This window comes from Streptomyces sp. NPDC005141 (assembly GCF_053599975.1).
In genome coordinates this window covers 104909-118567 of the sequence record NZ_JBSFYW010000015.1, presented here as the reverse complement: position 1 = coordinate 118567, position 13659 = coordinate 104909, and the positions used below count along the sequence as shown (strand labels likewise).

The 13659-nt window shown below is 67.1% G+C and carries 10 protein-coding genes; 4 read left to right on the top strand and 6 right to left on the bottom strand.

Going from position 1 to position 13659, the window contains the following annotated elements; genetic code table 11:
* Positions 1-9 precede the first annotated feature (9 nt).
* Entirely contained in the window at positions 10-3915 is a 3906-nt protein-coding gene (locus tag ACWD68_RS14895; RefSeq protein WP_451806825.1) for a hypothetical protein, read from the top strand.
* Positions 3916-3987: 72 nt separating this feature from the next.
* Here the strand turns inward: ACWD68_RS14895 and ACWD68_RS14890 are convergent, their stop codons facing one another.
* The 6 genes from ACWD68_RS14890 to ACWD68_RS14865 all read right to left on the bottom strand — a co-directional run bounded on the left by ACWD68_RS14890 (position 3988) and on the right by ACWD68_RS14865 (position 11322).
* Positions 3988-5940: an ABC transporter ATP-binding protein gene (locus ACWD68_RS14890; protein ID WP_451806824.1), complete on the bottom strand. Its 1953-nt coding sequence runs from the start codon at positions 5938-5940 to the stop codon at positions 3988-3990.
* 397 nt (positions 5941-6337) lie between these two features.
* The gene (locus ACWD68_RS14885) at positions 6338-6838 is read right to left on the bottom strand and encodes a LuxR C-terminal-related transcriptional regulator (protein WP_451806823.1); all 501 of its coding nucleotides are present in this window, start codon (positions 6836-6838) and stop codon (positions 6338-6340) included.
* A gap of 31 nt (positions 6839-6869) precedes the next feature.
* Positions 6870-8300 (bottom strand): glutamine synthetase family protein, encoded by a 1431-nt coding sequence (locus ACWD68_RS14880; protein ID WP_451806822.1) that lies wholly within the window; start codon positions 8298-8300, stop codon positions 6870-6872.
* Complete coding sequence (locus tag ACWD68_RS14875) at positions 8300-9829, bottom strand: amino acid permease (protein WP_451806821.1); 1530 nt, start codon at positions 9827-9829, stop codon at positions 8300-8302. The genes ACWD68_RS14880 and ACWD68_RS14875 overlap by 1 nt, the downstream gene beginning before the upstream one ends.
* Positions 9830-9907: 78 nt before the next feature.
* Positions 9908-10912, bottom strand: a complete 1005-nt coding sequence (locus ACWD68_RS14870) for a hypothetical protein (RefSeq protein ID WP_451806820.1) — start codon at positions 10910-10912, stop codon at positions 9908-9910.
* 215 nt (positions 10913-11127) lie between these two features.
* Complete coding sequence (locus ACWD68_RS14865; protein ID WP_388967310.1) at positions 11128-11322, bottom strand: hypothetical protein; 195 nt, start codon at positions 11320-11322, stop codon at positions 11128-11130.
* Positions 11323-11790: 468 nt separating this feature from the next.
* On the opposite strand from ACWD68_RS14865, the gene ACWD68_RS14860 reads away from it, so the two are divergent.
* From ACWD68_RS14860 to ACWD68_RS14850, 3 genes are all read left to right on the top strand, one after another.
* The gene (locus ACWD68_RS14860) at positions 11791-12450 is read left to right on the top strand and encodes a hypothetical protein (protein ID WP_451806819.1); all 660 of its coding nucleotides are present in this window, start codon (positions 11791-11793) and stop codon (positions 12448-12450) included.
* Between the two features lie 113 nt (positions 12451-12563).
* Complete coding sequence (locus ACWD68_RS14855; protein ID WP_451806818.1) at positions 12564-12929, top strand: hypothetical protein; 366 nt, start codon at positions 12564-12566, stop codon at positions 12927-12929.
* Positions 12926-13657, top strand: a complete 732-nt coding sequence (locus tag ACWD68_RS14850) for an HAD family hydrolase (RefSeq protein WP_451806817.1) — start codon at positions 12926-12928, stop codon at positions 13655-13657. Before ACWD68_RS14855 ends, ACWD68_RS14850 begins: the two co-directional genes overlap by 4 nt.
* The last annotated feature ends 2 nt before the right edge of the window (positions 13658-13659 follow it).

Genomic DNA, 13659 nt, shown 5'->3' with positions numbered 1-13659 from the left:
CCGCCGCTAGTGACGACTGCCCCAAACCAGCTGAACATCCATGGGATCGGTTGGGACAGCTTCGAGAAGCTGATCACCGAGATCGTCCGCAAGGTCGAGGGTCGCGAGGCTCGGCGCTACGGCCGCCCTGGCCAGGCACAGGACGGTATCGACATCGTCGGCTTCCGTCCCGGCGCCCCCACCCGCGTCTACCAAGCGAAAAACTATGCAAGGTTCACCGCCCGTGTCCTTGAGCAGGCGGTCGAGAAGTACGCCTCGGGCAGTCGGCCGTTCAATGCCAGCGACTTGGTCGTCGCGACGTCCGACGACGCCAGTGACGCCGAACTGTTAAATAAGCTGGCGGAGTTGAGGACGAAGCACAGCGACCTGTCGATCGACTTGTGGGGGCGCCAGGAGCTGTCGGACATGCTCTACGACCACCCGCGCACTGTGACGAGGTTTTTCGGCCACGCATCAGCCGACGCCTTCTGCTGCCCCACAGCCCCCGCCGACTCGGGGGCTGCGGCACCCGCCTCTGCCAGGTACTGCGCCTGGATCGAGCAGCACGTCCTGCCTGCTCGCTTGTTGGACAGAGAGGATGAGCTTCAGGAGTTGGCCGCTTTCAGCGGACGGACGGACCTGCCGGGCACGTCCGCGTACATGTGGTGGCAGGCGGCCCCCTGGGCGGGGAAGTCGGCCCTGGTCTCCGAGTTCGTGTTGCGGCGCCGGCCGGAGGAGGCAAAGATCGTGAGCTACTTCATCACCGATCGCCTCGGCCAAAATGACCGGGAGGGGTTCCTTGAGACGGTGACAAAGCAGCTGGCCCCCCTTGCCGGACAGAACCCCGGGACTGCGGGCGCCCGCCCGGAGGACTTCCCTGCCCTCTGCAAGGTCGCCGCCGAAGCTTGCCAGCGCCGCGGCCAGCGCCTGGTACTTGTGGTAGACGGCCTAGACGAGGACCACGGAGCCGCCTCTGGCAGGCGGAGCATTGCCGCTCTGCTTCCGCGAAATCCGCCAGCGGGCATGCGCGTCGTGGTCACCGGCCGGCCCAACCCACCGATCCCGGACGACGTGCCTCACGACCACCCCCTGCGCACCCCGCACATCGTCCGCACCCTTGCCCCCTCGCCTCACGCCACCGACATCAGCACCATGGCCCGGCACGAACTGCACCGGCTTCTGGACGACGAGCGGGTCGGGGTCCCCCTTCTCGGTCTGCTGGTGGCGGCGCGAGGCAGCCTGACGACAGCGGATCTGGCCGGACTTGTCGGGGTACTCCCATACCGGGTCGACCAGCTGCTGCGCGGGATCACCGGCCGCAGCTTCATCCCCGCAACCCGCGGAAGAACCCTTACCGCAGACCTGCCGGCCAGCGCGCGCTCCCTCGCGCTGGGGCACGAGGAACTGCGCCAGAAGGCCCTCGCCGCCCTAGGTGACGTGACGACATTCGAAGATCAGCTGCACACCTGGGCGGACGGATACCGCGCTCAGGGATGGCCGCCCGACACTCCCGCCTACCTGCTCTACGACTACCCGCGCATGCTGCACAGCACCGACAACAGCGAGAGACTGATCGCGATTGCCCTCGACCCGCGTCGCCAGCATGCTCTGCTAAGGCACGCGTCACTCGATGCGGCGTTCTCCGACATCGAGCTAAGCGCCCAGATGATCCGGCGTCGACGCCCGGACGACCTGACGGGCTTGGCCGGGCTCGCCGCTTCCCGGGCCATACTGGCCGAGCGGGCCCGGGCCCTGCCTGAGAGCCTTCCGGTGGCGTTCGCTCTTCTCGGACATCCACAGCCCGCCATGCAGTTCGCGCTGCTGGCAGCGTATCCCGCTGAGAAAGCCGTCCGTTTGGCGGACGTGGCGCGGGCACTGGCGGGTGCCAGTGCCCAGCATGCCCTCCAGGCAGCGCGGGAAGCCGCGGAGTGGGCCGAGCGAGCCCGTGCGGAATCGGCTCCAACGAGCGGGGACGAGGATGAGGTCGAAACGGCGATAGCGACAGCCGCCGTAGCGCTGATCACCGTCGGTGACCACCACCAGGGACGCGAACTGCTCACTTCAATCCGCTCTCCGGCGTCGTACGGGGATGTCACCCTGCTCTCTGTGATGACTGCGAGGGCGGCCATCGCCGCCCGTCCGCACAGTCCTGTGCTCGCCGAGGAGCTACTGGAGCAGGCCGAACAGCACGCCAATGACTTGGCATCCGACTCTCCGGCCGACCCGAGCACACCCGTGACTGCATGGGCCGCCGTCGCCGCCGCCACTTCCGACGCCACACGAGCCGCCCGGCTGTATGAACGCATCGCCCAATACACACAGGGGTTTCCCACTAGTCTCCTGGCCTGCCTGGTCGATGCCGCAGCGGCCTCGGCCCTGTCCGTGGACCGCCCTGAGCAGGCACGTGCCCTGGCTCAGCAAGCGGCACGGCGCCTTAGGGCTGCGCTGAGCGCCCCCGAAGCACTGCCGAGCGACGACGCAGAAAACCTGACCATGCTTCTGGGCCCTATGCTCGGCGGTGTCACGCGGGCCTTGGTGGACACAGGCTGCATAGACGACGCCCGCCACCTCGCGGCCAGCGTGCCCGAAGCGAGGCACACCATATTCGGCATGGACACACTCGCCGGAGCCCGCGCCGCGATCACCGAGCTCAACGACTCTGCCGACGAGGAACCTTCCGCGGAGGCACTGGCCGGGCAGGCATGCCGTCTCGCGGAGCAGAACCAGCCCGACGAGGCAAACCACCGTCTGCAGCAGGCCCTGGAAGCACTCGAATCCTCCCAGCCCGCCATCGGGCCACGCGAGACCTGGCTGATCACCCTATGCACGGCACTCGCTTCCATGGGACGGCACGCCGACAGTGCGCAGCTGGCTCGCACTCTGCGGGATCCGGCAGAGCAGGTGCAGGCACTCGCTGTGACCGCCATCTCGGCTGGCGCAGCAGGGCATGTCCCGGACGCACGACGGCTGGCGCACGAGGCCGCTGACGGCACCAAGAACCTTGAAGGCGCCGGAAACTTCTCCCTCCTCGATGGCGCTCCCGGCACGATCGTGAGCAACGCGAAGGGCGCTGCTGCACAAGCTCTGGCCCACGCAGGCGACCGCGACCGGGCCCTGTCGCTCGCTGAGGAGACGGACGACACGGACAGCGACAGAAGGCGACACGCGCTCGTAGCGGTCGCGGCCGGGCTGCGCTCTTATGACCCGGCCACCGCCACGGGCATCATCGACCGCCAGCTTGAGCGCCTCCTGGCCGCGGACGCCTCACCGCGGGGGCCGAGAGGACGCATTGCCGAGCTTGCTGAGCTCCTCGCCGCCCTCAGTGACGCGGACCCGCAGTGCACGGCGCGGCTTCGTCAGGGAGTGGGCCAGGTGTGGGCAACGCTGAAAGCCTCGAAGACGCGACTGGGCGCGGAGGACTTCCTCGTCCTGCTTCTCCTCAACGCCCCTGAACAGCGCGCGGACGCCGAGCGGACATTGGCGGCTTGGGAGAACAACTGCGCGAGCATTCCTCCATGGGAGCTGCCGACCGGCGCTATCGCGATCGCTCACGCGGCCTTCGATGGCTTCGGTGCCGCCCGAGAAACAGCGAACAGCCTCAACGTCCCGTACGACCGCGCGGAGGCGTTGGCCGCCGTGGCCGGTTACCTGACCGGCACACCGCCGAGCCTTCGGGCGGTCTCGGAATCCACCAGCACCGCCTTCACCCAGACGTTCCACACCCTCGCCCTATCACATGTACCTCCCGACACAACACGGTCAGCGCAGGCGGCGCTGGCCTTCACCACCGACGTGCTCGCTGGCGACGGCTGGTACCACGCTCTCCCGGTTCTGGCCCGTATCGCTCCGGCCGCCGTGCAGCGAGTGCGGGACATCGTCTTTGCTCACCGCCAGCTCGATGACGAGGCTGAGAACATCCCTCAGCCGCTCCGATAATCCTCCGTCCTGCCCTGGCCTCTTGTTTCGCGGAACCCCGGCCAGAGCAAGCTTCAAGCATCCTCATCACCGTCAACCGGATACGGCCTTGTGGTCCGCCTGCGAAGAACACTCGGCTGCCCCGCTGTCCGGCGAGGGGTTCTCGTCGGAATTTGCCTGGGCGGGAACGCGGCCGGTGCGCTCGTTCTGTAGATCCCACAGCTCACGGAACAAGCCGTCCTGCTGGGCCAGCAGTTCCTCGGGAGTCCCGTGCTGGATGATGCGGCCCTTGTCCAGGACGACGATGCGATCTGCGATCGTCACGTTGGTGAGCCGGTGGGTGACCAGGACGACCGCCCGGTCGGCGGCGAGGCGGCGCAGCCCGGTGAAGATGCGGTGCTCGGCTCGTGGATCGAGGGCCGCAGTCGGTTCGTCCAGGACGAGCAGTCCGGCTGGGCGGTGGAAGGCGCGGGCGAGCGCGATCCTCTGCCACTGCCCGCCGGACAGTTCCTGCCCGCCCCACCATTCCTTGGCCAGCAGGGTGTTCAGGCCGCTCCGCAGATCGTCGATGACCTCGTCGGCACCCGCGGCATGCGCTGCGGCGAGCACGGCGGCATCCCCTTCCTCGGTGGCCTGGCCGAGAGTGATGTTCTCCCTCGCCGACAGGGGCCAGCTCGCGTAGGACTGCGGCACGACAGCGACGCGCGCCCAGGTGGCATGCGCGTCCAGGTCCCTGGTGTCGGTGCCGTCCCAGGTAACGGCTCCCTGATCGGGCAGGTACAGAGCCGACAGGATCTTGCTGAGGGTGGTCTTGCCGGAACCGTTCTCGCCCACCAGCGCGACGACTTCGCCGCGCCGGACCTCCAAGGAGATGTCGTCGAGGGCGGGACGCTCTGCGCTCGGATACTGGAAGGTGATGTTCTCGGCGCGTACGAGTGTGGGCGCGACCGGCGCCCGAGGACCGCGGTCGATGCGGTGTCCGCCGGCTTCGTCGATGAAGTCCGCCCAGTCGTCCAAGTACATGCCGGTACGGAAGAGTTGGGCTCCGTAGCCGACGATCCCGTCCAGTCCTGCGCTGACGCGGCCCAGAGCGAGGAACGCGGTGCCGAGGGCGGCGACCGAGATCTGCCCGGCGGACACCAACAGCGCCAGGGCCACCCACACCACGGCGTGGGCGAGACCTCCCGCAGCCCCGCCCACCAGGGAGATCCTGGCGGAGCGCCAGGTGGCTTGGTCGGTCGTCGTGTCGATCCGTGCCCCGGTCGTGCGGTACTTGTCGAGCAGGAACGGTGCCATGGTGCCCGAGCGGACCTGGTCGGCGGTCTGCTTGTCGACCGTGTACCAGCGCAGCATGCCCAGTAGCCGCCGGTCCTTCGTGGTGGCGAGCGAGGCGATGTAGCTGATGCGCGCCGCCCGTACGCTGGCCACCCCCTTCGGCAGGGCCGCCAGGAGGAGGAGTGGCAGCAGGATCGGGTGCACGGCGGTCAGGACGCACGCCGAGGCGACCAGCGATGCTGATGCGGCAAGGATGTACTGGGCTTCGGTGAGAAGGTCCCTGGAGACCTCCACGCCTCTGTCGGCGGCGTCCCAACGGTCGTTGTATCCGGGGTTGTCGTACGCGGCCAGTTCCGCCTTGGTCGCTGCGTCGAGGAGCTTGAGTTCGGCCTCCCGGGCAATACGCGGGGCCAGCCGGGCGGACAGCGCGGTGGACGCGATGCCCAGCAGGGCACGCAGACCGATAGCCCCCGACAGGACGACAAGAGAAGGTACGGCGGAGCGGATCTGGTCGCTGCTGATGTGCTGGGAGGCGATCAGCGGCTTGATCACACCGGTGGTCGCCATCAGCCCGAACGCTTCCAAGACCCCCGAGAGGAGCTGGATGCCGAGCAAGGCGATGACCGCGGCGCGGTCGACCTGCCAGCCCAGTGCCAGGGATCGGCGGATCAGTTGGGGCAGACGTCGGGCCATCGAGCGGGTTGTGATCGCGTTGGCCGCCTCGATGCGGCGGTCGCCGGGGATGACGAACTTCAGCTCCTCGTCCGACACTCCGCTTCGCGGGTCGGCACGGTTGTGGCAGCGGGTTTCGGGATGGTGGTCATCGGCTCCAGCCCTCTGCCGACACGCGGTGCCCGGCCGGGATGCCGTCGAGCGCGGTTGGGCCGGCGTGCTGCTTGGCGAACCACCGCTCGCCGCCTGGGCCGTTGCTCTCCCACCCGGACGGCCGGATACCTCCAGGCCGAGGGTGTTCGGCAACCGACGTGTACGCGTTGGTTGCCGATTCCACCAACTGATGGAGTGCGCCGGGCATATCGGTCACGTCGGTGCGCCCTTCCGTCTGTCGAGCATCCCGCTGCACCACAGGTCGTGATTATGCGGATGCACTCAGTGTTCGCATTCAGGTGGGTAGCTTGGCAAGAGCCACTGACATTGCGGTCTGACCTGGTCATCTGCACGCCAGGACGGGAAGGACTGTGCCTGAGACCATCTCGACGAGGGACTCGTCGAGCACGCCGTACCTCCAGCCGAGCGACACGAGATGCGGGCCGTTGTCCGCCTTTACGCGCTCTCGCAGCGCCCTGAACCGCCGCAGAGCTTCGTTGCGGCTGATACCGGCGTTCTCCGCGTAGTCCTTCGACGTCGCACCGGCGGCGACCATCCGCCACGTCTTGATCTCCTCGTCCGAGAAGGCCTCCGGCAAGCCGGCCTTCTCGGGGCGCTGTATCTGCCAGGTGACGAAGCAGGCATGGACGACGGCCGCGCGACCGCGCACGCCGAGCTTCTGCCCGCAGTGCTTCATCTGCACGTTGATGGTCCCGGCGGTGATCGTGAGGTCGGAGGCGATCGTTTCGGTGCTCTGGCCCTGCGCGATCTTGTTGGCGATCCGAAGCTGTGCCGGTGTGAGATCAAGCAGCGTCGCGGGAGGGCGAGTCAGTCGGGCACTCACGGGTGTAGATCCTTTCTGGGGAGAGGGGGTGTCAGGCCCGGGCCAGCCACCGCTGCCGCTCGGCATCGGTGACCAGGCGCTGGTCGTGGTCGAGTTCCAGTCGGGCGAGCCGGGCGTAGTGCTCAACCGCCTCGGCGCCGAAGGCTTCCTGCGCGAGGGCGCTGTTCTGGAAGGCGGTCAGAGCCTGGCCGAGAGTGGATGGAACGGGGGGACCGCCTGCGCGGTAGGCGTTACCGGTCTCTTCGGGACCAAGGGCGAGCCTCCGCTCGAGACCGTGGTCGATGGCCGCCAGGACCGCGGACAGGGCCAGGTACGGGTTGGCATCCGCACCTGGCACACGGATCTCCAGGTGCAGGCCTTCACCGCGGCCGACGACGCGGACCGCGCAGGTGCGGTTGTCGTGGCCCCAGGTGAAGGTGGTCGGTGCGAACGAGCCGGGCGTGAACCGCTTGTAGGAGTTGACGCTGGGCGCGTAGAACAGGGCCAGCTCGGGCAAGCCGTTGAGCAGACCCGCAATGGCATGCTGACCGGTCCGGGACAGTTCGTGTTCGCTGCCGGGCTCGTTGAGTTGGCTGATGGCCTTCGACCACAGCGACACATGCAGGTGCAGGCCATTGGCTCGGCCGGTTTCCGGGGCCGCCATGAACGTGGGTGCCAGACCGGCGCGCGAGCCCAGGGTGCGCACCGCGTGCTTGAAGAGCAGGTGCCGGTCGCAGGCGGTGAGTGCGCCGCCGTACGGGAAGGTCACCTCGACCTGTCCGGGGCCGGCCTCAGTCTTGATGGCTTCGACGGGCATCCCGGCGCCTGCCAGCGCCCGCTGAAGACGGCGGAAGAACCGGTCGGACACGGGGTCGTAGTCGAGGGCGTAGTCCAGGTTCCCCGTCGTCAACGGCCGCAGGCCCTGATAGCCGGCCTGGTCCGCGTCCGCGTACGTGCCCTTGTAGAGAACGAACTCGGTTTCGATCCCTGTCCTGGGGTGCAGACCGTGCCGGGACAGCCGGGTCATCTGCTGGTGGAGGATCTGGCGAGGCGCGAACTCGATGGGTGTTCCGTCGTCGTGCACGGCGTCGCCGAGCACGACGACGGTGCGCGGCAGCCACGGCACGACGCGCAGGGTCGCCAGAGCCGGTTGCACGGACAAGTCCTGGTAACCGGTCTCCCACGAGGTCAGAGCGAAGCCGTCCGCCGGGCTCATCTCGGGATCGGTGGCCAGGATGTAGGCGCATACCTCGGCGCCTTGATGTGCGACGCGCCTGAGGAAGTGGTTCGCGTCGTACCGCTTCCCCTTCAACCTGCCCTGCAGATCGGGAACGGCCAGCAGCACGGTGTCGATCGCGCCAGCCTTGACGAGGTTCCGCAGGTCAGTCAGCGAGAATGCCTTCTCCGAGCGCCCGTCCGAAGCAGGAGCGGCTGCCGCGCTGAGGCGCGCCAGAGCGCCGTTGCTCGTCGCGGCCCCCGTCATCACACGACCTCGTCTTCGTACGTGCTCGCGGAGCGGTCGAAGTTCTGCGCCGGGACTTCGTACGAGCTGCCCTGCTTGCGCCACCATCCCCAAGCCAACGCAAGGACGACGAACAAAGCGACCGGCGCGTAGTTGAAGGTCTCGACGGACACCAGGGCGCCGCCGGGGCGGGTCTGGGGCAGGCAGAACAGCACCGTCACGAACACCACCCAGATGACGGCGATGGTGCCGACCGTCACGCCCCAGCGGCCGAGGTTCCACGGACCGGGCTGGAACCGGTCCCGGTTCCTGATGCGCAGATAGATCGGGAGGGCGTACGCCGGCGTGATGCCGACCACGTTGATGCTGGTGATCGCCGCGTACGCGACCGGGCTGTACAGGCTCGGCAGGGCGAGCAGGGCAGCGCACACGACGGACAGCAGCACGGCTTTGCGCGGCGTACCGGTGCGTCGGTCGACCTGCCGCCACAGGTGCGAGCCCGGAAGCGCCCCGTCGCGGGAGAACGCGAACACCATCCGAGAGGCGGCAGCGGTCTCGGCATTGCCACAGCACAACTGGGCGATGATCACGACCAGGAGCAGTGCCTTCGCCCCGGCCAGGCCCAGGGCGTCCAGGAAGATCTGTGCCGGCGGGACGCCCGTGGCTGTCCCCACGGTGCCCGCGTAGTCCTGGATGGCGAACGTGAGCCCGGCCAGCAGGACGAATCCGGCCAGCCACGACCATCCGATCGAATGGATGATCCCGCGGGGTGCGGACACCTGGGCGTCCGTGGTCTCTTCCGACAGGTGCGCGGAGGCGTCGTAGCCGCAGAACGTGTACTGGGCCAGCAGCAGACCGAGCACCGCCACGTACAGGGGGCTGGACCAGCCGGTGTTGTTGACGAACTCGCCGAACATGAAGTCGACGGACTGGTGGTGGGAGGGCACGATCACCAGTGCGCCGACGATCGCTATGACGCCGCCCAGGTGCCACCAGACGCTGATGTTGTTGAGAATGCTGACCAGCCGGACGCCGAACAGGTTCAAGGTGGCGTGCAGGGCCAGGATGCACACGTAGATCATCATGATTTTGCCCGGCGTCGGCTCGAAGCCCCACTGCAGGTTCAGTAAGGCGCCGGTGAACAGGGCGGCCCCGTAGTCGATGCCGGCGATCGCGCCGAGCAACCCGAGCAGATTCAGCCAGCCCGTGTACCAGCCCCACTTGCGGCCGCCGAGTTGCTCCGCCTGGTAGTACAGGGCTCCAGAGGTGGGATAGGCGGAGGTCACCTCGGCCAGCGAGGCACCGATGAACATCACCATGGCACCGACGAGCACCCAGCCCCACAGCATCACGGCGGGACCGCCGGTGTTCAGGCCGAATCCGTACAGCGTCATGCATCCGGACAGGACACTGATGACGGAGAAGGAGATCGCGAAGTTCCCGAACGGCCCCATGCGCCGGGTCAGCACGGGCTCGTAGCCGAGCTCCCGCAGATACGTATCGTCCGGCTTTCGAGGCACCGCACGGTGGGTGGGACTCACACGAGACATGGACAGCTCCTAGGTTCAGAGAAAGTGGACACTCGGCAGGTTCATGCCAATGTGCGGATGGTGGGTGGCCGATACTGATCACGGGTGCCGCCCGGTGCGCGGCCTGTGGGTACGGGCGAAGGAAAGAGACTCGGCGCGTGCTCGAAGGAGCAGCGTCTCGCCGGGGTCCGGTCCCGCGGCCCCGTCATGGACCGAAGTCCACGGCTCACGGGCTGCATATGGGCCCATCGCCTCGAAGACCTCGGCTGCTTCCAGATACTGGTGGCCGGCCCACAACGCATAGGCGAGAAGGTTCAGATCAGCCACCGAACACTGGCTGACCGTCGTTTTTTGGAACCAGTCGTGGAAGGCGTTCAACGTGCAGTCGAGCGTCGACTCCTGCGCCCACTGGCGCCGCCACAGCGGATCGGCCCGCGATCGCCGTCGCTGCTCGATCTGCGCGTACGCGGGCAGAAGCAACAGTGGCGATCCGACGGGCCGCTGCGACGCGATCCACCGTCCGAAGTCAAAGATCGCGGCCAAGGAAGCCGCGCGCGGCCCCTCAAGGGCGAGCAGGAACTGCAGGACGCGGTGGTAGGCCTCACGGTTGTACGGATCACGCTGGTTGACCTCGTAGAGCAGCCCCCACGGCCCCGCTGGCAGCATCGGCTCGGCTGGCCTCAGGCGATGTTCATGGCGCAGCTGCCGCGTGTCGATCTGTGCCAACGCGACAAGGCACACCCACGGCACGGGATCGTGCGGCGCACGACGAGCCGCCAGCAGGGCCTCACGCCGCGCCCTCATCTCGAACTCCAAAGTCTGTGGATGTTCTTGACGGTGCGCACGCAAGGCCCGCTCGACGGCCACGCGAACCCCCATCAGTTGGGCGTCGTAACTGCCGGGCTCTTCGGCGAGCCACACGCCGACCACATCCGATCGGGCTGCTGCCACCGCCAAGAGCTGGGTACGTGACGTTCGCAATGTCCAGTGCGTGCCCGTGTCCAACAGCAGTTCCCGCGCCGTCTTCCAACGTCCCGCCTGCAGTTCGACCAAGGCGACACGGAGTGCGTCGTCATGGCCGGCCGGGTGATACACGAGACGCATCACCGCCCCTCGAACCGGGAACGACGACGCTCTGAAGCAGGAACAGGACTGCCCGCCTGAGGAACACGGATGGTGCGATGCGACGGGCTTCTCAAATTGATCGCGTATGTCATCAAAGGGCCTCAGGAGGATGGGGGGGTGAATGAGCCACAGAATGGATGGCGCGAACTGGTTCGGGGCGAACGACAAACACCTCACCCATAGGATGTATGACCCTAAAAGCGAATCTGGCCGATCATGTCCGCAACACCGTTGACGAACCGGTTGATGCTCGGAGCCATCGAGGTGCTCGCCAAGAAGAACCCGAAGAGGCTGCACACAATTGCGTGCGCCGCATTCAGGCCACTCTTCCTGACGAAGACGAAAACGAGAATGCCCAGGAGCACGACGGCGGAGATGCTAATGGCCACCGCACACCGTCCAGTGACAGTGCGCTCCTGACGGGTGGGTTGCATCATGCGAGCGGCGGAGCGACAGGAGCGGGCTCCGGGCCGACCCTGCTCGTGTGGCGGAGGACAACGTGGACTCCGTTGGAAGAGATCAGCAACAGCTTCGCGTTCCCTGCAACACGACGAGCGCCAGCTCGGCAGAATGACCATGCTCTCGGTCAGTTCGTCTCCATGTCGTACTGCGGGCCTCCCCCAACACTGGCGGCAAAACATCCCACGCACACATTCCCAGGGTGATATCACTTGTGTGATTCCCGCTCCACCAGGAGTAATTGAGGTTGCGCGCACTCACTCACGGGGAGGCATAAGGTACATCAGCAGTCGCTGCGAAGCTGCGCCCGGTGCGGTGGCCAACTAAGCAACTACAACACCGAAACCCTGCGCTTCGCATGCACCCGCTCCAGGGTCCTGGAAGAGCACACACCTATCGTGCCGGAACACGTATGGCTCGATCCAGACGTCCGCAAGGCACTCACGGCATGGGACTTCGGCCGAGCCAGCCGCCTGATCCGACTACGCGGCGCCCTTCGGCAGGACGACATGGCACAACTCACCGGCCTGAGCCAGGCATTTATGTCCATAGCACTTACCGCCTTCGTGAACCAATGGGACATCACCGAAACCGAACCCCTCCACCGCTCGGCAGCCGGAAGCCGCCTCTCCTACGAACTGCTCGATGGCCTCCAGCGCACCACCGACAGCCTGCGGACCATGGACGCGAGCGACGGCGGCGGCACCCTCACGGAGCTGGGCGACGCGCACCTACAGTTACTCAAGGGCCTCGTGAAACAGACCTCGTACGACGAGGCGACAGGCAGACGGCTCGCCGCGATCATCGCCGACACCGCCTTCAAACAGGATGGTTCGTCTTCGACTCCGGCGAGCGCGACCGAGCGCTCGGATACCTGTATGCCGCGCTCCGTGCAGCCAAGGCCTCAGGAGACATCCGGCTCGGCGCCGGCGCACTGTCCTACATGCCCATCCACGGCTACTCCACCGGGGCACTGCACAACACTGTTACCGCAGTACGACGAGCCCGCGAAAGAATCAAGCAGCTCGGCACGCCCGCCCTCGAAGCCATGCTGTTGACCCGACAGGCCCGCGGACACGCGAAACTCGGCGAGCGGCAAGCGGCGCCTACCGCGCTGGGACGGGCAGCTGAACTCTGCGCTCAAGGACGCTCAGAGCACGACCGCAAGTGGTTGTACTGGATCAACGAGGGCGAGATCCACGGACAGGCTGGCAGCTGCTACCTGGACCTCGGCGACGCCTGCGGCGCCGTCGCCAGCTTCGCGAAGGCCCGGAAGGCACTCAACCCGGCGGACCACCGCACCAGGGGTCTGTTCCTCTCCCGAGCCGCAACGGCCCACATCGAGCAGGGCGACCTCGAAGCCGGCTGCGCCACGGCACACGAGGTCCTCGACCTCGCCGAGAATCTTCAGTCGGCACGGTTCGGCAGTCACGTCACGAGCATGATCCAACAACTCTGCCCCGTCGCCCACAGCCCGTACGCTCAAGACGTACTGGAGCGACGCGCCGCCATGGCAGCAGCAGGGAGCCTAACTTGACCGACGCCAGGCAGATTCTCGTGCTGTGGGACATCGACCGCACCCTGCTGTACGTCGGTGACTTCGACCGGCAGGTGTACCGGGAGACCTTCACGGAGATCGTCGGACGTCCCGTGGAACACCTTCCAGCCCGCGGCACCGGCGTCACCATGCCTCTCGCGATTCGGTCCCTGCTCCTGGACAACGGCGTCCCCGAGGCAGACGTCCCCGGCCTGGTGCCGCGCATGGTGGAACTCCTGCCGCGGCGTCTCGCCGCGCACGTCGACGACCTTCGTGAGCGAGGCGTGCTCCTGCCTGGCGCCGTGGACGCGCTCAAGGCCGTGCACGCACAACCGGGCTGCGTTCCTACCGTCGTCACGGGAAACCTCAAGCCCAACGCACTGCTGAAGCTCGAAGCGTTCCACCTCGACGGGTTCCTTGACACAGAGATCGGCGGATACTCCTCGGCCGACGACCACCGCCCAGCTCTCGTCGCCGTCGCACAGGAGCGAGCTCAGGCCAAGTACGGAGCCACCGCCTTCAGCCGCTCCAACACGGTCATCATCGGAGATTCCCTCGAAGACGTCCGTACCGGGCTTGAAGGCGGCGCTCCTGTGATCGGAGTCGCATCCGGCAAGACCACCGCCGCCGAACTCTCCACGGCCGGAGCCGACGTGGTCCTCGACAGTCTCGAAGACGTCCCACGGCTCTTGGACGCGATCGTCAAAACGACCCACGACCGCAACTGATG

Excerpts from the sequence above, each read along its gene's own strand:
- ACWD68_RS14880 (WP_451806822.1), bottom strand. The coding sequence starts at position 8,300 with ATGACGGGGGCCGCGACGAGCAACGGCGCTCTGGCGCGCCTCAGCGCG.
- ACWD68_RS14875 (WP_451806821.1), bottom strand. The coding sequence starts at position 9,829 with ATGTCTCGTGTGAGTCCCACCCACCGTGCGGTGCCTCGAAAGCCGGAC.
- ACWD68_RS14870 (WP_451806820.1), bottom strand. The coding sequence starts at position 10,912 with ATGCGTCTCGTGTATCACCCGGCCGGCCATGACGACGCACTCCGTGTC.